Source organism: Halopseudomonas formosensis, assembly GCF_900115905.1.
In the GTDB taxonomy this organism is placed as follows: domain Bacteria; phylum Pseudomonadota; class Gammaproteobacteria; order Pseudomonadales; family Pseudomonadaceae; genus Halopseudomonas; species Halopseudomonas formosensis.
In genome coordinates this window covers 381732-398488 of sequence record NZ_FOYD01000002.1, presented here as the reverse complement: position 1 = coordinate 398488, position 16757 = coordinate 381732, and the positions used below count along the sequence as shown (strand labels likewise).

The window sequence follows — 16757 nt, the reverse complement described above, 5'->3', positions numbered from 1 at the left end:
ACTGCTGCTGCCGTGGATCAGGCTTTCTTTGCCGCCGCACGGGCGCGCGGACCGCCATAGGTCTGACCGCTGGTGCCGGTGGGGATGGTCTGGATCTCGCCGCCGGACGCGAGGAAGGCTGCAACCTGAGCATCGATGGAGGCGCTGGTGGTAACCGCGGGTTCCGGCTTGCTTCGCGCGGCGGCGCGGGTCGGCTTGGCGGCGGGTTTGACGGCGGGTTTGGCTGACATGGAATCTGCTCCCTTGCGATAAAAACAACCATAATACACTTTATCTGTCAACAAAGCTTGTGCTGTTTTTATCTGGTGCCTTCCCTGGCATTTATCCCCGTCCAATCGCCGCAAGATTTCCGCAAATCCCGGCAGATCAGTGCTGGTGACCACCTTCGCCATGGGCATGGCCGTGGGCCAGTTCCTCTTCGGTAGCGGCGCGTACCGAGAGAATCTCCACGTCGAACTTCAGATCACGACCGGCCAGCGGATGGTTGGTGTCTACCACCGCCTGGGACAGGCCGACCTTGACCACGGTAACCTGGCGCGGACCCTGCTCGGTCTGGACAATCGCCAGCATGCCCGGTTTCCATTTCCTGGCGCCCTGCAGGTGCTTTACCTGGACCTTCTGGGTGGCATCGGGCCGGACAGGGCCGTAGGCCTTGTCCACCGGCAGCTCGACCGTGAAGCTGTCGCCGGCCTTGTGGCCTTCCATGGCTTCTACCAGACCTTCGAGCAGGCCGGGCTGGCCATGCAGGTAGAGCACCGGCTCATGGTCACGGGAGGTTTCGACCTGACCATCGGCGTCGAACAGGGTGTAGTGGAACTGGACTACGGTATCTTTGGCAATCTGCATGGCTGCGACTCGTCCTGGATGGAAAAGCCGCCATTATCCGGAGCGTCGGCCCGCTTGCCAAGCCGTGGGGTGATTCAGTCCGAATCACCCTCTTCGAGCATCTGTTCCAGGGGCAGCTGCGCGCTGACGTTGACGCTGCCCTGGGCCGGGAATATCACCAGATGATCGGCGGCTACGCTGATTCCCAGAACCTCGCCGAGGGGGTGGTCATCATGGCTGGGGAACAGGGTCTCGACGGTGCTGCCGGTGGGCAGCTGCAGGCGGTAGAGGGTGGTGGCGCCGAGGAAGACCTTGCCGGTGATGGTGGCAGTCAGCGGGCTGCTGGCCTGGCCGACAATGTCGTCAGGACGCAGCAGCACGTCCACTGCACTGCCCGGAGGCAGCTGATAGGCGCGATCGCCGCGCAGCACACCCAGCTCGGTCTGTACCGTGTCGGGGGTCAGCAACTGACCACGGATGAAGTAACCCTGGCCGATGAAGCTGGCGACAAAGGGAGTGGCCGGCTCGTGATAGAGGTTGAATGGAGTATCCCACTGCTGCAGGCGACCGTCGCGCAGCACGCCGACCTGATCGCAGACGGCGAAGGCCTCGTTCTGGTCGTGGGTGACCAGCAGTGCGCTGATGCCCCGGGTCTTCAGGATGTCGCGCACTTCGGCGGACAGGCGGCGACGCAGGTCACCGTCCAGATTGGAGAAGGGCTCGTCCAGCAACAGCAGGGCAGGCTCGGGAGCCAGTGCCCGGGCCAGTGCTACCCGTTGCTGCTGTCCGCCGGACAGCTCATGGGGATAGCGCTTGCCGAGACGGTCCAGCTTGACCAGTTCCAGCAGTTCGCTGACTATCCGGCGGCGTTCGGGGTGCTTGCTGATGCCGAAGGCGATGTTCTCCGCCACAGTCAGGTGGGGAAACAGGGCGTAATCCTGAAATACCATGCCGATGCGGCGCTGCTCCGGCGGAACGCGCTGCCCCGGACTGGACATCACCTGGCCCTGCAGACGGATCTCGCCGGCGGTAACCGGCTCGAAACCGGCAATGCTGCGCAGGGTGGTGGTCTTGCCGCAGCCGGAGGGGCCCAGCAGGCAGCCGATGTCGCCGGCCCGCAGATGCAGACTCAGGTCCTGGACTATCGGATGGTTGTCATAGCCGCAGCTGAGGTGGTTCAACTCCAGAACGATCTGGGACATGGTGCTCACTCGACCAGCAGGAACTCGACCAGGGCTTTCTGCGCGTGCAGGCGGTTTTCGGCCTGATCCCAGACCACGCTGCGCGGATCATCCAGCAGGTCATGGGACACTTCCTCTCCGCGGTGGGCGGGCAGGCAGTGCATGAACAGGACTTCGGGGTCGGCCTGATCGAGCATGGCCCGGGTGACCTGATAGGGAGTGAATACCCGCAGCCGTTCCTGGGCCTCGTCTTCCTGGCCCATGGAGGCGAAGACGTCGGTGCATACCAGGTGGGCGCCGGCGACCGCTTCGCGGGGATCGCGCAGCAGCGTGACACGATCGCCCGCGCGATCCAGCCACGCCTGATCCGGTTCGTAGCCCTCCGGGCAGGCCACGCGCAGCTGGAAGTCGAACTGCATGGCGGCCTGGATATAGGTATTGCACATGTTGTTGCCGTCACCGATCCAGGCGACCGTCTTGCCCTTGATGCTGCCGCGATGCTCAAGGAAGGTCTGCATGTCGGCCAGCAGCTGGCAGGGGTGCAGATCATCACTCAACCCGTTGATCACCGGAACCTGGGAGTGGGTGGCGAAGGTTTCCAGGGTGCTGTGGGCGAAGGTGCGGATCATGATGGCGTCGCACATGCGTGACAGTACGCGGGCGCTGTCTTCCACCGGCTCGCCACGACCGAGCTGGGTGTCCCGTGGGGACAGGAAGATGGCCTGGCCTCCCAGCTGGATCATGCCGGCTTCGAAGGACACCCGGGTCCGGGTGGAGGCTTTCTCGAAGATCATTCCGAGCACCCGATTCTTCAGCGGCTCGTAGACTACCCCCTGGCGGTGCAGATCCTTCAGCTCGATGCCGCGCTTGAGCAGGCTGGTCAGCTCTGCCTGGGAACAATCCATCAACGAGAGAAAATGCCGTACTGTCATCTTGTGTTACCTGATCGGGATTGGCTGCTGGCGGGAAACAGGACCCCTTACCGCAGCTCGGTGGCTCGGTACAAGCCATATCTTGAAAGGTGAGAAGCGGGCATCTTATAGGGAAAATCCGTTGCAAGGCAAATGACGCCAATGGTCGCCGTGCAGTTGGGCAGGGCGGGGTGGTTTGCGATACAATGGCGATCATCATTCCGGCCCCAAACGCCTCAGAGGATTGCCATGAGCAGTACTATCGACACCATCAAAGACCAGATTGCCAGCCACCCCATCCTGATCTACATGAAGGGTGCTCCGAATGCTCCGCAGTGCGGCTTCTCCGCCCGTGCGGTACAGGCGTTGATGAGCTGTGGCCAGAAATTCGCCTACGTGGACATCCTGCAGAATCCGGATATCCGCGCCGAGCTGCCCAAGTACGCCAACTGGCCCACCTTCCCGCAGCTGTGGGTCAAGGGTGAGCTGGTCGGTGGCAGCGACATCATTCTCGAGCTGGCCGAATCCGGCGAGCTGCAGACCATGCTGGAAGCGGCCGCGCAGGACTGAGCGAGGCTGCCAGCGGATCTAAGCATCGGGCGGCAATGGATTTTTTTTCATCAAGGCCTTGTGAAAATAAAACGTTTATGTAAAATGCCGCCTCACCAACACGGAGCGTAGCGCAGCCTGGTAGCGCGTCTCGTTCGGGACGAGAAGGTCGCTGGTTCGATTCCAGTCGCTCCGACCAATACGGTCATCTTCGGATGACCAGCACAAAGCCCTGACCCCGGTCAGGGCTTTGTCGTTTCTGCACTGTCCATCCCTTGTTCGGGTCTTGAACTCCCCCGGTTGAATGTTCGGCCTTCGAGCGGGTCCAAGCCTGCGCTATCTGCGGGCCGGGCTCGCTGGTATTCTTCAACCGTCATCCCTGCATGGACGAATCTGCACAGCCATGAACAACACCAAGATGGAAAACAAGAGCTTTCTGTTGCTGCTGGCACTGGTCTCGGTCGCTTTCGCGACGATACTGCTGCCGTTCTACGGTGCCGTGTTCTGGGGCACCATACTGGCGATCATCTTCCAGCCGGTGCAGCGCCGCCTCGAAGCGCGTCTGGGGCAGCGGCGGGGATGGGCGGCGGCGCTGACCCTGCTGATCATCCTGCTGATAGTCATACTTCCCCTCAGTCTTCTGGCCGGTGCGCTGGTGCAGGAGGGTGCCAACTTCTACGAGCGCATCAGCAGCGGCACCCTCGATGTCGGCGGGTATCTGCAGCAGGTGGTCAATGCCCTGCCGGAGTTTGCCCGGGATCTGCTGGAGCGTTTCGGCCTGGCCGACCTGGCCGGCGTGCAGGCGCGACTCTCCGAATTTGCCATGAGTGGCAGTCAGTTCCTGGCGACCAAGGCCTTCAGCATAGGTCAGAACACCTTCCAGTTCCTGATCAGCTTCGCCATCATGCTCTACCTGCTGTTCTTCCTGCTGCGTGATGGTCGGCTGGTGGCAGCGCAGATCCGCCGCGCCATTCCGCTGGGTCAGATGTACAAGCAGCACCTGCTGAGCAAGTTCACCACTGTGGTCAAGGCCACGGTCAAGGGCAACATCGCCGTGGCGGCGATCCAGGGCGCGCTGGGCGGCTTCATCTTCTGGGTGCTCGGATTGCAGGGGGCGGTGCTCTGGGGCGTCCTCATGGCGGTGCTGTCGCTGTTGCCGGCGGTGGGTGCCAGTCTGATCTGGGGACCGGTGGCGATCTACTTCCTGGCCACCGGTGCCATCTGGCAGGCGGCGGTACTGACTGCCTTCGGCGCAGTCGTGATCGGTCTGGCGGACAACGTGCTGCGTCCGATCCTGGTGGGCAAGGACACCAAGCTGCCGGACTATGTGGTGCTGATTTCCACCCTGGGCGGCATTGCGCTCTTCGGCCTCAACGGGTTCGTCATAGGCCCGCTGATTGCAGCGCTGTTCATGGCGGCCTGGAGTCTGTACGCCGAGGCGCGGGAGGAGCAGGAGGTCGTTGCCGTGCCCGCCGTACCCGCCGAGGACGAGGAGCTGCCTGACGAATCGGCCGAGGTAGCAGCGGCGGCTGTGCCTGCCGAAGAGATGCCGGCCAGCGAACTGCCGGATTCAGCCCGGCCCTGAGAGGGGGCGCGGCGCGGTCAGGTTCCCCGTACCCGCCGCACCGCATCCAGCCAGCCCTGATAGAGCTGCAGGCGGCGCTGCTCGGGCATCAGAGGGGCGAAGCTGCGCTCCCGGCCCCAGTGGCCGGCAAGCTCCTGCAGACTGCCGAACAGGCCCTGTTGCAGTCCCGCCAGGCAGGCCGCACCCAGGGCGGTGGTCTCGGTTATGCGGGGACGCTCCACCGCCACGCCCAGGGTATTGGCCAGGGCCTGCACCATCCAGTTGTTGACCACCATGCCACCATCCACCCGGAGCGAGGTTATGGCCATGTTGCCATCGGCCTGCATGGCTTCCAGCAGGTCACGGGTCTGGAAGCACACCGACTGCAGCCCGGCGGTGACGATCTCGGCAATACCGGTGTCCCGGGTCAGGCCGAGGATGGCCCCGCGAGCCTTGGGATCCCAGTAGGGGGCACCCAGTCCGGTGAACGCCGGTACCAGATAGACGCCACTCTGATCCCCGACCTGCTCGGCCAGGGCTTCGGTTTCGTCGGCATGGCTGATCAGCCTGAGTCCGTCGCGCAACCACTGGATGGCGGCACCGGCGACAAAGATGCTGCCCTCCAGGGCGTAGGTGGGCTTGCCATCGAGCCGGTAGGCGACGGTGGTCAGCAGGCGGTGGGCCGAGCGCACCGGTGTGTCGCCGGTGTTCATCACCATGAAGCAGCCGGTGCCATAGGTACTCTTGACGCTGCCCGGGCTGAAACAGGCCTGCCCGACCAGCGCCGCCTGCTGGTCACCGGCCATGGCCGCCACCGGGATGGGGGCGCCGAACAGGCTCGGGTCGGTGTGGCCGAACTCGGCGGTGTTGTCCAGCACCTCGGGCAGCAGGCTGGCCGGGATGTTCATGAGTTCAAGCAGCTGTTGATCCCACTGCTGGGTATGGATATTGAAGAGCAGGGTGCGCGAGGCGTTGGTGGCGTCGGTGCGATGCACCCGGCCCCCGGTCAGGCGCCACAGCAGGAAGCTGTCCACGGTGCCGAAGCGCAGCTGCCCCTGTTCGGCCTGCTGGCGGGCACCGGGCACCTGGTCCAGGATCCAGCGCAGCTTGGTGGCGGAAAAGTAGGGATCGATCAGCAGGCCGGTGCGCTCGCTGATCAGCGCCTCGTGACCCTGCTCGCGCAACTGGTCGCAGTAGGCGGCGGTGCGCCTGTCCTGCCAGACGATGGCCGGGTAGATCGCCTGCCCGGTCTCGGCATTCCAGACCAGGGTGGTCTCCCGCTGATTGGTGATGCCGATGCCGCGGATATCGGTTGCCGCCAGTCCGGCCTGCTGCAGTGCGTTGCGCACCACGCTGACCACCGACTGCCAGATGTCTTCCGGATCATGTTCGACCCAGCCATCCTGCGGAAAATGCTGGGCGAACTCCTGCTGTGCCGTCTGCAGCGGGCGACAGTGCTGATCGAAGATCATTGCCCGGCTGCTGGTGGTGCCCTGGTCTATCGCAAGCAGGTAGTCTGGCATGGGAATATCCGTCAGTCGTTGCGCCCGATGGGGGCGAAGGTGGCATGGGTCTGGCTGGCCAGATCCGACGGTGCCAGGGCGATCTCCAGCCCGCGTCGGCCTGCGCTCACGTAGATCTCCGGCCACTGCGTGGCGCTGTCATCAATGAAGGTGCGCAGGCGCTTCTTCTGGCCCAGCGGGCTGATGCCGCCCAGCAGGTAGCCGGTACTGCGCTGGGCGGCTGCCGGGTCGGCCATGCCGATTCGCTTGCTGCCGGCCGCGCGGGCCAGAAGTTTCAGGTCGAGTTGCCCGCTGACCGGCACCACCGCCACCAGCAGCTCGCCGGTTTCGGTGCTGGCCAGCAGGGTCTTGAACACCCTGGCCGGGTCCAGGCCGAGCTTCTCCGCCGCTTCGCCGCCGTAGGATTCGGCCTGCGGATCGTGTTCATAGCGGTGCAGGCTGTAGTTGACCCGCGCCTTGTCCAGTACTTTGGTTGCCGGTGTCATCTGCTGTTCAGTCGGCGATCCGGACGACCACCTTGCCGAAGTTCCGGCCCTCGAGCAGGCCGATCAGGCCCTGGGGGGCGTTCTCCAGACCCTCGATACGGTGCTCCTTGACCTTGACCTTGCCCTCGGCCACCCAGGGCGTCATCTGCGCCAGGAATTCAGGGTAATGCGGACCATAGTTGTCGAAGATGATGAATGCCTGCATGCGGATGCGCTGGCTCAACAGCAGGCGCATCAGTGCCGGCAGGCGGTCCGGACCCGGTGGCAGTTCGGTGGCGTTGTACTGGGCGATCAGGCCGCACACCGGGATGCGTGCGTGGGGGTTGAGCAGGGGCATGACCGCATCGAAGACCTTGCCACCGACGTTCTCGAAATAGATATCGATGCCGTCCGGACAGGCGTTGGCCAGGTCGTCGGCCAGACTGTCGAGGCGGTGGTCGAGGCAGACGTCGAAGCCCAGCTCATCTACCGCGTAGGCACACTTGTCCGCTCCGCCGGCGATGCCGACCACCCGACAGCCCTTGAGCTTGGCCACCTGACCCACCACGCTGCCCACCGGTCCCGTGGCCGCTGCCACCACCACCGTCTCGCCGGGCTTGGGCTGACCTATATCCAGCAATCCCATGTAACCGGTGAACCCGGGCATGCCCAGCACACCGAGGGCCTGGGAAGGCTCCGGCATGTCGGGGTCGAGCTTGAACACCATGGTGCCGTCCGACAGACTGTAATCCTGCCAGCCGGCGGTATAGCACATCACCAGATCGCCGGGCTGATAACCGTCCAGATTGGATTGCATTACCCGGCTCACCGCACCGCAGGGCATGACGCCGCCCACCGGCACGGGATCGGCATAGGACTTGGCATCGCTCATGCGGCCGCGCATGTAGGGGTCCAGTGACATCCACAGGTTGCGCAGCAGCATCTGCCCCGGACCGGGGGTGGGCACCGGCGTTTCGACCAGGCTGAAGTTCTCGGGCACCGGTGCACCGACGGGGCGGGAGGCAAGCAGGATCTGACGGTTCCGGTCTGGGCTCTGGGGCATGGAAAACTCCGTTGTTATTTGACTGGCTGTGAATGAACCCTAGCATGCAGAGCCCGCCGGGCGAGGTCAACCGTGGGCTATCCTGCCGGTGGTCGTCCCGGGTGAATCGGCGTAGGCTCTCAGGCAGCGGATGAACACAGGAACAATAACAAGATGATCGATACTCCTGCCCTGAACCAGGCGATGCTTGACGAGCCGGCACTGCTGGCCCAGCGTCACCGTCTCGGACGCCTGCGCTTCAGCTCTTCGCTCGAAACCGGATTCCAGGACTACATGCACCGCAAGATGTGCGGACGCCGGTGGCCGGTGACCCTGTCCAGCCTTGGCTTCATGCTGCTGTTCTTCTGGGTGGACTACCGCTACCTGCCGCCGGAAATACACCAGATCAGCATACCGCTGCGCAGTCTGGTGCTGGTGCTGGTCTGCTTCTCCCTGTGGTTCGTCAACCGGCCCGGACGGGTAGCGGTGCCTCTGGCGTTCAAGATGGCGACCCTGGCCTACTTCTGCGTAGGGGCCATGGTGGCGATGATCATCCTGCTGTGCCGTACGCAGCCGCTGGTGGTGCCCGTCACCCATGACGGTCTGTATCTGGTGCTGCTGTCGGGCACCTTTCTGCTGGGCCTGCCGGCGCGCCATTCGGTGCTCTGCTCCTGGCTCATTCTGGGCTGCTATCTGACCGGAGAGGTGCTGATCGGCACGCCCCGGGAGCTCATCCTCACCAGCAGCCTGTATCTGGGCAGTTTCACCCTGATGGGCAGCATTGTCGCCTACGCCTCCGAGTACATGCTGCGCCGCGGCTATCTGAATGAGCAGCTGCTGCAGGCGGCGCGCCTGCGGGCCGAGCGGGAAAGCCAGGGCAAGACACGCTTTCTGGCCACGGCCAGCCATGACCTGCGCCAGCCGCTGCATGCCATGTCCCTGTTCATCGAGCATCTGCAGGAGAAGGTCCAGGAGGCGGAGGCGCGCCGGACCCTGGGGCGCCTGGCCGAATCATCACAACTGCTGCAGGCCATGCTCAGCTCGCTGCTGGACATCTCCCGGCTGTCGGTGGGCATGGTGCGGCCGCAGCTGCGGCACCTGAACCTGCACGACTGGTTGCGGCGCCTTATCGGCAGTCTGGACAGCGCGGCCGCTGAGCGCGGCATCGAGATCAGCCTCCAATGCCCGCCCCGCAGCGCCGTATTCACCGACCCTGTGCTGCTGGAGCGGCTGGTGCGCAACTACCTGACCAATGCCCTGGTGCACTCCGGAGCCCGCAAGGTACTGGTGCGCGTCAGTGAAGGCGAGGAGCAGGCCCGTATCGAGGTGGTGGATGACGGTTGCGGCCTCAGCCGCGAGGATCAGCAGCGCATATTCGAAGAATTCACCCAGCTGCGCAATCCGGCCCGCACCCTGGAGAAGGGGGTAGGCCTGGGGCTGTCCATCTGCCGTCAGCTGCAGCATTTGCTGGAGTATCCCTCCGGCGTCGAGTCCGAGCCGGGACAGGGTGCCACCTTCTGGGTCCGGGTACCCCTCGGCGAGTGGCATCCCGAACCTGCGGTCGTACCGGCCACAAACGGCACGCCGCTGCATGGGCGCGTTCTGCTGGTGGAGAACGATCTGGTCAACCGCGAGGCGATGGAAACGCTGCTGCGTCACTGGGGCCTTACGGTGACCAGTCATGCCGATGCGCAGAGCGTGCTGGCGCTGGGTGTCGAAGGTATCGCGGGAACCGACCTGCTGCTGTCCGACTACCACCTGGAGGGGCCGACCAGTGGACTCGAGCTGATCATCAGTCTGCGTGAACAGGGGATGTACGATGGCGCTACGGCGCTGATTACCGCCGACACCAGCAATGACCTGGAGGACGCCGCGCGTCAGGCGGACGTGACGGTGATCTACAAGCCGGTGCTGCCGGCGCGCCTGCGCCGGGCGGTTCAGGGGCTGCTGAGCCCGGTCAGCTGCTGATCAGCCCGTGCCGGCGCGCGGTGTTCACACATTCGGTGCGGTTGTGGCAGCCCAGGGCCGCGAAGACCGCCTTCAGATGGGTCTTGACCGTGTCCTCGGACAGCGACAGGCGCTGGCAGATGACCTTGTTGGGCAGTCCTTCGGCCAGCAGGTCGAGTATTTCCAGCTGGCGCGGCGTGATGCCCATGTCCCGGGCCAGCGCTCGTCGATCCTGCATCTGGGTCTCGTCGGCGATCAGCACCTGCTCGCCGAACAGCAGCCGCAGGGCAGCGTTGATCAGGGTGGGTCCGTCAGCGGTCTTGCTGATGAACCCGGCGGCTCCGCGCTTGAGAGCTGCGTCCATATCACTGGGGTTGTTGCTGCCGGTAAGGATGGCTACCGGTGTCAGCGGGTCCACCGCATGCAGTTTTTCCAGCAGATGCAGCCCGTTGCCGTCTGGCAGATGCAGATCCAGCAGTATCAGGTCATAGGTGTGACGAGAGACCTGTTCCATGGCTTCGCCGGCGGTACGCGCGTGATCGAGGGTGATGCCCTGGCAGAGACTGTTGAGAGTCAGTGTCAGGCCGTCCAGGTAGATCTGGTGATCATCGATCAGCAACAGGCGGGTATCGGGGGGCAGGGTAGCTATGGGCATGCCGGTTTCCTTACTGTTGCATCCTCTGACAGGATGTCTCTGTGAGCCCTGTACGTCATTGCGCAGGGTTCCCTGTTTGTTATGACAGTCGATATTAAGTAAGGCAGCCGGTGACGTCCAGCTATCGGCGCCGCAGGTAGCCGGTCAGCGCCAGATTGACCACCAGGACCAGCAGGCTGCCAGCGACCACGGCAGGCCATCCGGCCAGCCTCCAGAAGGGGGCGAGATAGTAGATCCCCACCGCGGCGCCCAGATAGTAGAACACCGAATACAGCGATGAGGCGCTGGCCTTGGCGTGGGTGGCGTTCTGGTTGATCCAGCTGTTGGCCAGGGAGTGGGTCAGGAAGAAGCCGAAGGAGTTGAGCAGCAGGCCACCGATGATCAGCCACAGCGGGCTGGTCAGGGTTACCAGGCAGCCGAGTGCAAAGATCAGTATGCCTGTGGCCATGCCGAGGGTCGCACGCTCGGCGCCCACGCGGCCGGACAGACTGGAGGAGAAGGTGCCGGCCAGGTAGGTGAGAAACAGCATGCCCAGGCTGCTGGCGCCCAGCTGCCAGGGCTCCCCGCTGAGGCGGAAGGTGACGAAGGTGTACAGGTTGATGAACACCATGAAGTTGAGCCCGCCGACCAGATAGGCCGGCAGCAGCGCCCGGTTGCCGAGGTGGCTGGCGAAGTTGCGCAGCGTGCCACTGAGGGACAGGGGCTGGGCCCTGAAGCCCCGGGCCGGTGGCAGCAGCAGGAGCACAACCAGGGTGCACAGCAGACTGGAGGCGCCGATGATCAGGAACACGGCGTCGAGGCTGACATGATCGGCGATGAAGCCGCCCAGCAGGCGCCCGCCGGCGCCGCCCACGGTGTTGCCCCCGATGTACAGCCCCACGGCACTGATCAGTGCACCGCGCTGCATGCTGTCGCCGAGATAGGCGATGGCGGTGGCGGGCAATACACCCAGCGCAATGCCCAGCAGTGCCCGCAGCCACAGCAGGGTGGTGAAACTGTCGCTGAAGGCGATGCACAGGGTCAGCACGCTGGTGCAGGCCATGCCGATGATGAGCGGTGCCCGGCGGCCGAAGGCATCCGACAGCGGGCCCAGTATCAGCAGAGAAAGCCCCAGCGTGAGGCTGGTGAGGGTGAAGGCATTACTGGCCCGCAGGGTGCTGACCTGATACTGCTCGGCAATCAGAGGCAGCAGCGGGTGTATCGCGTAGAGATTGCCGAAGATCACCAGTGAGGCCAGCACCAGGCCCAGGCTGGCACGCCGGAAAGCAGGCGTGCCCCGGGCGATCAGCTCCGGGGCGGGTGGCTCGCCGGACATCAGTTCATTCGTTCTCTTCGAAGGCGCACAGGGTGAAGGTGGCAATGCCGGCGTCCTGGATCAGACGGCTCCCGCCCAGATCCGGCAGGTCGATGATGGCGGCGGCCTCGTAGACCTGCGCGCCCAGCTGATCGACCAGCTGCGCGGCGGCGAGGAAGGTGCCGCCGGTGGCGATCAGATCATCCACCAGCAGCACCTGGGCGCCTTCGGTGAGGGCATCGCGATGCACTTCGATGCGCGCCTCGCCATACTCGGTGCTGTAGGCGGCGCTGACACAGTCGGCCGGGAGCTTGCCGGCCTTGCGGAACAGCACCAGCGGCTTGTTCAGCTCGTAGGCCAGTACTGCTCCGAGCAGGAAGCCGCGCGCGTCGATGGCGCCGATATGGGTGACCGGGGATTCGACGTAGCGCTGGATCATGCTGTCGGTGACCATGCGTACGGCCCGCGGGGACTGGTACAGGGGGGTGATGTCGCGAAAGGTCACGCCGTCCCGGGGGAAGCCCGGCACCGGGCGAATCAGGGACTTGATCGTGAACTCGTCAAAAATCATGGGCTGTGTTCCTGGTCTGTTTACTCGGTCTGGCCGCCGGCCAGCGCACAGAGCTGAATATAGTCGAGGATCTCGATCTGCTTGCCCTCGGCGGTGATCAGGCCCTGCTGCTGAAAACGGGTGAATACGCGGGACACGGTTTCCACCGCCAGGCCCAGGTAGTTGCCGATCTCGTTACGCGACATGGCCAGGCGGAAGGCGCGGGCCGAATAGCCCCGCGCACGGAAGCGGGCGGACAGGTTGATCAGCAGCGTGGCTATGCGCTGATCGGCATTCTTGCGCGACAGCAGCAGCATCATTTCCTGATCCTCGCGCAGCTCGCGGCTCATCAGGCGCATCAGCTGTTTGCGCAGCTGCGGCAGCACGGCCGTCAGCTCATCCAGATTGTCGAAGGGAATCTCGCACACCGATGTGGTTTCCAGCGCCACCGCGGTAACGGTGTAACGCTCGGTGTCCATGCCGGACATGCCGATCAGCTCACCGGCCAGATGGAAGCCGGTGATCTGCTCATCGCCCTCATCGGACAGACCATAGGTCTTGATGGCCCCGCTGCGCAGGGCAAAGATGGAATTGAACTCGTCGCCCTGGCGGAACAGGACATCGCCCTTGCGCAGCGGGCGGCCACGCTTGACGATGCGGTCCAGCGCGTCCATCTCATCGGCATGCAGGGAGATCGGCAGACACATGCACGCCAGACTGCAGTCCTTGCAATGGGTTTCACGCTGAAGCAGGTTAGTGGCATTGGACATGGTGACTTGGATCCTCATGGCGACGGCGTGACCGGCTCCCTGGCCCACGCGCGAGGGCTGACTGAAAAGTGATTCTAACACTCCTGCAGGGTCAGTGCGCCAGATGCGAGCCGGTGGAGGCATGATGGCCGCCGGCCAGCCAGGCGGTGTGGGGACCGGGAATGGTCCAGATACCGAACAGGATGATCAGCAGGGCAGCGGTTATCCGAACTGCGCGGCGCCGCAGCAGGGTGGTCAGCCGGTTGGCCAGCAGGCCGGTCGCCATCAGCGTCGGCAGGGTGCCCAGGCCGAAGGTCGCCATCAGCGCAGCGGACAGTCCCGCCTGGCCCTGGCTGCTGGCCCAGACCAGGGTGCTGTAGACCAGCCCACAGGGCAGCCAGCCCCAGAGTGCGCCCAGCAGCATGGCCTGGGGCATGCGGGTGACCGGCAGCAGTCGGCGCGCCATGGGCTCGATATGCTTCCACAGCCCACGCCCCAGACGCTCCAGACGGGTCAGACCGGACCACCAGTTGGCCAGATACAGCCCCATGGCAATCATCAGCAGACCGGCCAGGGTGCGCAGCAGGGGACCCAGCCCCAGATCCTGAATCAGCCAACCGATACTGCCGAGCAGGGCACCGGCGATGCCGTAGCTGGTGATGCGGCCCAGGTTATAGCCCAGCAGGACCCGCCACAGGGGCCAGCCGCGGCGCTGCTGCGCCGGAATGGCCATGGTCAGCGCGCCCATCAGGCCACCGCACATGCCGATACAGTGACCGCCGCCGAGCAGACCCAGGGCCAGGGCGGTGAAGAAGAGCGGAATCAGTTCCATTGTCAGCGCGGTTCGTCCGGCGGGTTGCGGGAGGGGCTGGTCGACTCGGGATCGACGGGCTCGTCCGGCGGCGGCAGCGGCTCCTCGTCATCGAACAGGATGCTGTGGGCCGGGCCGTCGAGATCGTCGTACTGGCCGCTGTTGACCGCCCAGTTGAACACCAGGATGGCGATGGCCACCAGCACTATGGCAACGGGCACCAGAATGTAGAGTACGGTCATGCGGTCTGCTCCTGTAACGTGGCGCCGGTGGCCTGGTGCCGACGGCGGCGCAGGCGGGCCAGTCGCAGGGCGTTCAGGACCACCAGCAGCGAGCTGGCGGACATGCCGGCGGCGGCCAGGGCGGGGCCGATCAGGCCGAGGGCGGCCAGAGGCAGTATCCCGAAATTATAGGCGCTGGCCCAGAACAGGTTCTGCACCATGACCCGCCGGGTACGCCGGGCCACATCGAAGGTTTCGTCGAGCACCTGCAGGTGGCTGCTGAGCAGCACCGCATCGGCGCTGGTCTTGGCCAGATCCGAGGCATCACCCATGGCCACCGAGATATCGGCGCTGGCCAGTACCGGCACGTCGTTGACTCCGTCGCCCAGCATCAGCACCCGGGCTCCGCGGTTCTGCTGTTGCTGCACGAAGGCCAGCTTGTCCGACGGCGTGGCGTTGCCGATGGCCTCGCTGATGCCCAGCTCGGAGGCCATGCGCTCCACCACCGGGGCATGGTCGCCGGACAGCAGCACCAGGCGCATGCCCCGGCGTTTCAGGGCATCGATCAGGGCACCGGCATCGCTGCGCAGGCGGTCGTTGAGCACGAACCAGGCGATGGGACCGGTCTGGTCGCCCAGCAGCAGCCACTGTCCGGCGTCGTTCGGTACCGCCGGCGCTGCCCAGTTACCCAGTTCGGCGACGAAGCCGGGTTTGCCGATGCGCAGCAGACGCCCGTCGCAGCGGCCCTGCAGGCCCAGGCCCGGGTGGTTGGTGACTTCCTCGGCCTGCTGGGCACTGCGGCCGAAGGCCCGCGCTATGGGGTGTTCGGAGCAGGACTCGATCATGCGTGCGTGCTGCAACGCCTGATCCGCATCCTGCCCGGGGAAGGGCTCGACGCGCTCCAGCGTCATGCGCCCCTCGGTCAGGGTGCCGGTCTTGTCCAGGATCACGGTGTCGATGTGGTTCAGCACTTCCAGCACGTGGCCACGGGTGACCAGCAGGCCCAGCTTGTGCAGACTGCCGGTGGCGGTGGTCAGGGCCGTCGGGGTGGCCAGGGACAGGGCGCAGGGGCAGGCGGCAACCAGCATGGCGATGATGATCCAGAACGCCCGCTCACCGCCCTCCAGCCACCACCAGGCGGCGCCGACCATGACCACGGCCAGCAGCACTATCAGCAGGAAATACTGGGCCACGCGGTCGGCCAGGCGCGCCAGATGGGGCTTCTCCGACTGGGCGCGTTCCAGCAGCCGTACTATGGCCGACAGTCGGGTCTGCTCGCCGATGGCGCTGACGCGGATCTGCAGGGGGCCTTCCACGTTGAGGGTGCCGGCAGTGACCCGGTCCCCGGCCCGCTTGGCCAGCGGCAGATACTCGCCGGACAGGGCGGATTCGTCGATGCTGCTGACGCCCTGGACTATGGTGCCGTCGGCGGGGATGCTCTCGCCCGGCTTGACCTCCAGCAGATCGCCTTCACGTACCTCTTCGAGCAGGATGCGCTCGGTGCCGCCGTCGACGGTCACCCTCAGGGTGCTGGGGGGCAGCAGGTTGACCAGGCGAGCAGTGCTTTCCACGGTGCGCTGACGCGCCCGGCGTTCCAGGTAGCGCCCGGCCAGCAGGAAGAAGGCGAACATCACCACCGAGTCGAAATAGATCTCGCCGCGCCCGGTCAGGGTGGTCCAGATGCCGGCGACATAGGTGGCGCCAATGGCCAGGGACACCGACACATCCATGGTCAGCTGGCGGTTCTTCAGGTCGCGCCAGGCGCCGCGGAAGAAGGGTGTGCAGCTGTAGAGCACCACCGGGGTGGTCATCAGCAGCGCCGCCCAGCGCAGGGTGGCCGCCATTTCCGGGGTCATGTCCTGGTTGAAGCCGTCCCACAGGGCCATGGTGGCCATCATCACCTGCATGAACATCAGCCCGGCGAGACCGAGTCGGCGCAGGTGGCGGCGGTTTTCAGCGGCGATCTGGGCGCTGGCCCGGTCCGGTTCGTAGGGATGACCGATATAGCCGATGCGGCGGATCTCGGCGAGCAGGCTCGACAGCTTGCTGCGGTTGGTATCCCAGCTCAGGTTGAGCCGGTTGTTGCCCAGATTGAGGCTGGCTTCCCGGACACCGGGCATCTGCTTGAGGCGCCGTTCGATGAGCCAGCCGCAGGCCGCACAGCTGATGCCCTCGATCAGCAGCTGGATCTGCTGCTGATCGCCATCACTGCGCACATAGCGCTGCTGCACCTCGCTGCGGTCAAGCAGTTCGAGTTCGTCCTGCAAAGCCCGGGGCAGGGCTTCGGGATTGACCGAATGCTCGGTCCGGTGGCTGTAGTAGGACTCCAGTCCACCGCTGACGATGGCCTGGGCGACCGCTTCGCAACCGGGGCAGCACATGGCGCGGGGTGCGCCGAGAATGCTTACCTGCCAGGTCGAGCCGGCAGGAACCGGCTCGCCACAGTGGTAGCAGGGCAGAGGTTGGTTCAT

The 16757-nt window shown here is 65.0% G+C and carries 17 protein-coding genes and 1 tRNA gene; 4 read left to right on the top strand and 14 right to left on the bottom strand.

From position 1 onward, the window contains the following. Window positions 1–17: 17 nt before the first annotated feature. The 4 genes from BM046_RS04975 to argF all read right to left on the bottom strand — a co-directional run bounded on the left by BM046_RS04975 (window position 18) and on the right by argF (window position 2938). Entirely contained in the window at window positions 18–230 is a 213-nt protein-coding gene (locus tag BM046_RS04975; RefSeq protein ID WP_090537583.1) for a hypothetical protein, read from the bottom strand. Between the two features lie 136 nt (window positions 231–366). Beyond that, window positions 367–846, bottom strand: a complete 480-nt coding sequence (locus tag BM046_RS04970; protein WP_090537581.1) for an FKBP-type peptidyl-prolyl cis-trans isomerase — start codon at window positions 844–846, stop codon at window positions 367–369. A gap of 74 nt (window positions 847–920) precedes the next feature. Beyond that, on the bottom strand, window positions 921–2027 hold the full coding sequence (locus tag BM046_RS04965; RefSeq protein ID WP_090537747.1) for an ABC transporter ATP-binding protein: 1107 nt from the start codon (window positions 2025–2027) through the stop codon (window positions 921–923). Window positions 2028–2032: 5 nt separating this feature from the next. After that, window positions 2033–2938 carry an ornithine carbamoyltransferase gene (gene argF / locus BM046_RS04960; RefSeq protein ID WP_090537580.1) on the bottom strand — a complete coding sequence of 302 codons (906 nt, stop codon included), beginning with the start codon at window positions 2936–2938 and terminating at the stop codon, window positions 2033–2035. A gap of 228 nt (window positions 2939–3166) precedes the next feature. On the opposite strand from argF, the gene grxD reads away from it, so the two are divergent. The 3 genes from grxD (at window position 3167) to BM046_RS04945 (ending at window position 5051) form a co-directional block, all read left to right on the top strand. Next, a complete protein-coding gene (gene grxD, locus BM046_RS04955; RefSeq protein WP_090537578.1) occupies window positions 3167–3487 on the top strand; it encodes a Grx4 family monothiol glutaredoxin in 321 nt (106 codons plus the stop codon). Between the two features lie 101 nt (window positions 3488–3588). Next, window positions 3589–3665, top strand: a tRNA-Pro gene (locus BM046_RS04950). 204 nt (window positions 3666–3869) lie between these two features. Next, on the top strand, window positions 3870–5051 hold the full coding sequence (locus BM046_RS04945) for an AI-2E family transporter (RefSeq protein ID WP_090537576.1): 1182 nt from the start codon (window positions 3870–3872) through the stop codon (window positions 5049–5051). Window positions 5052–5068: 17 nt separating this feature from the next. Here BM046_RS04945 and glpK read toward each other — a convergent pair whose 3' ends face one another. Genes glpK through BM046_RS04930 form a run of 3 tightly spaced genes read right to left on the bottom strand, consistent with a single transcriptional unit; the run spans window position 5069 to window position 8080 of the window. After that, complete coding sequence (gene glpK, locus BM046_RS04940; RefSeq protein WP_090537574.1) at window positions 5069–6553, bottom strand: glycerol kinase GlpK; 1485 nt, start codon at window positions 6551–6553, stop codon at window positions 5069–5071. A gap of 11 nt (window positions 6554–6564) precedes the next feature. Continuing rightward, window positions 6565–7038, bottom strand: coding sequence for a Cys-tRNA(Pro) deacylase (ybaK, locus tag BM046_RS04935; RefSeq protein WP_090537572.1), 474 nt, complete (start codon window positions 7036–7038; stop codon window positions 6565–6567). Window positions 7039–7045: 7 nt separating this feature from the next. Further along, window positions 7046–8080, bottom strand: a complete 1035-nt coding sequence (locus tag BM046_RS04930) for an NADP-dependent oxidoreductase (protein ID WP_090537570.1) — start codon at window positions 8078–8080, stop codon at window positions 7046–7048. Window positions 8081–8233: 153 nt separating this feature from the next. On the opposite strand from BM046_RS04930, the gene BM046_RS04925 reads away from it, so the two are divergent. Next, window positions 8234–10027 carry a hybrid sensor histidine kinase/response regulator gene (locus tag BM046_RS04925; protein WP_090537567.1) on the top strand — a complete coding sequence of 598 codons (1794 nt, stop codon included), beginning with the start codon at window positions 8234–8236 and terminating at the stop codon, window positions 10025–10027. On the opposite strand, the gene BM046_RS04920 is transcribed toward BM046_RS04925, so the two are convergent. From BM046_RS04920 to BM046_RS04890, 7 genes are all read right to left on the bottom strand, one after another. After that, the gene (locus BM046_RS04920; RefSeq protein WP_090537565.1) at window positions 10017–10661 is read right to left on the bottom strand and encodes a response regulator; all 645 of its coding nucleotides are present in this window, start codon (window positions 10659–10661) and stop codon (window positions 10017–10019) included. The two genes, BM046_RS04925 and BM046_RS04920, sit on opposite strands and share 11 nt — an antisense overlap. A gap of 121 nt (window positions 10662–10782) precedes the next feature. Next, the gene (locus BM046_RS04915; RefSeq protein WP_218150001.1) at window positions 10783–11976 is read right to left on the bottom strand and encodes an MFS transporter; all 1194 of its coding nucleotides are present in this window, start codon (window positions 11974–11976) and stop codon (window positions 10783–10785) included. 4 nt (window positions 11977–11980) lie between these two features. Further along, window positions 11981–12526 carry an adenine phosphoribosyltransferase gene (locus BM046_RS04910; RefSeq protein ID WP_090537563.1) on the bottom strand — a complete coding sequence of 182 codons (546 nt, stop codon included), beginning with the start codon at window positions 12524–12526 and terminating at the stop codon, window positions 11981–11983. Window positions 12527–12546: 20 nt separating this feature from the next. Beyond that, window positions 12547–13275 (bottom strand): fumarate/nitrate reduction transcriptional regulator Fnr, encoded by a 729-nt coding sequence (fnr, locus tag BM046_RS04905; RefSeq protein WP_090537561.1) that lies wholly within the window; start codon window positions 13273–13275, stop codon window positions 12547–12549. A 91-nt stretch (window positions 13276–13366) separates the two neighbouring features. Beyond that, window positions 13367–14086 carry a sulfite exporter TauE/SafE family protein gene (locus tag BM046_RS04900; protein ID WP_090537559.1) on the bottom strand — a complete coding sequence of 240 codons (720 nt, stop codon included), beginning with the start codon at window positions 14084–14086 and terminating at the stop codon, window positions 13367–13369. Between the two features lie 2 nt (window positions 14087–14088). After that, a complete protein-coding gene (ccoS, locus tag BM046_RS04895; RefSeq protein WP_090537557.1) occupies window positions 14089–14307 on the bottom strand; it encodes a cbb3-type cytochrome oxidase assembly protein CcoS in 219 nt (72 codons plus the stop codon). Beyond that, on the bottom strand, window positions 14304–16757 hold the full coding sequence (locus BM046_RS04890) for a heavy metal translocating P-type ATPase (RefSeq protein ID WP_090537555.1): 2454 nt from the start codon (window positions 16755–16757) through the stop codon (window positions 14304–14306). The genes ccoS and BM046_RS04890 overlap by 4 nt, the downstream gene beginning before the upstream one ends.

Coding starts and splice junctions, on each gene's coding strand:
- BM046_RS04890 (WP_090537555.1), bottom strand. CDS start 16,757: ATGAACCAACCTCTGCCCTGCTACCACTGTGGCGAGCCGGTTCCTGCC.
- argF (WP_090537580.1), bottom strand. CDS start 2,938: ATGACAGTACGGCATTTTCTCTCGTTGATGGATTGTTCCCAGGCAGAG.
- BM046_RS04910 (WP_090537563.1), bottom strand. CDS start 12,526: ATGATTTTTGACGAGTTCACGATCAAGTCCCTGATTCGCCCGGTGCCG.
- BM046_RS04915 (WP_218150001.1), bottom strand. CDS start 11,976: ATGTCCGGCGAGCCACCCGCCCCGGAGCTGATCGCCCGGGGCACGCCT.
- BM046_RS04900 (WP_090537559.1), bottom strand. CDS start 14,086: ATGGAACTGATTCCGCTCTTCTTCACCGCCCTGGCCCTGGGTCTGCTC.
- ccoS (WP_090537557.1), bottom strand. CDS start 14,307: ATGACCGTACTCTACATTCTGGTGCCCGTTGCCATAGTGCTGGTGGCC.
- ybaK (WP_090537572.1), bottom strand. CDS start 7,038: ATGACACCGGCAACCAAAGTACTGGACAAGGCGCGGGTCAACTACAGC.
- glpK (WP_090537574.1), bottom strand. CDS start 6,553: ATGCCAGACTACCTGCTTGCGATAGACCAGGGCACCACCAGCAGCCGG.
- fnr (WP_090537561.1), bottom strand. CDS start 13,275: ATGTCCAATGCCACTAACCTGCTTCAGCGTGAAACCCATTGCAAGGAC.
- grxD (WP_090537578.1), top strand. CDS start 3,167: ATGAGCAGTACTATCGACACCATCAAAGACCAGATTGCCAGCCACCCC.
- BM046_RS04925 (WP_090537567.1), top strand. CDS start 8,234: ATGATCGATACTCCTGCCCTGAACCAGGCGATGCTTGACGAGCCGGCA.
- BM046_RS04945 (WP_090537576.1), top strand. CDS start 3,870: ATGAACAACACCAAGATGGAAAACAAGAGCTTTCTGTTGCTGCTGGCA.
- BM046_RS04920 (WP_090537565.1), bottom strand. CDS start 10,661: ATGCCCATAGCTACCCTGCCCCCCGATACCCGCCTGTTGCTGATCGAT.
- BM046_RS04975 (WP_090537583.1), bottom strand. CDS start 230: ATGTCAGCCAAACCCGCCGTCAAACCCGCCGCCAAGCCGACCCGCGCC.
- BM046_RS04965 (WP_090537747.1), bottom strand. CDS start 2,027: ATGTCCCAGATCGTTCTGGAGTTGAACCACCTCAGCTGCGGCTATGAC.
- BM046_RS04970 (WP_090537581.1), bottom strand. CDS start 846: ATGCAGATTGCCAAAGATACCGTAGTCCAGTTCCACTACACCCTGTTC.
- BM046_RS04930 (WP_090537570.1), bottom strand. CDS start 8,080: ATGCCCCAGAGCCCAGACCGGAACCGTCAGATCCTGCTTGCCTCCCGC.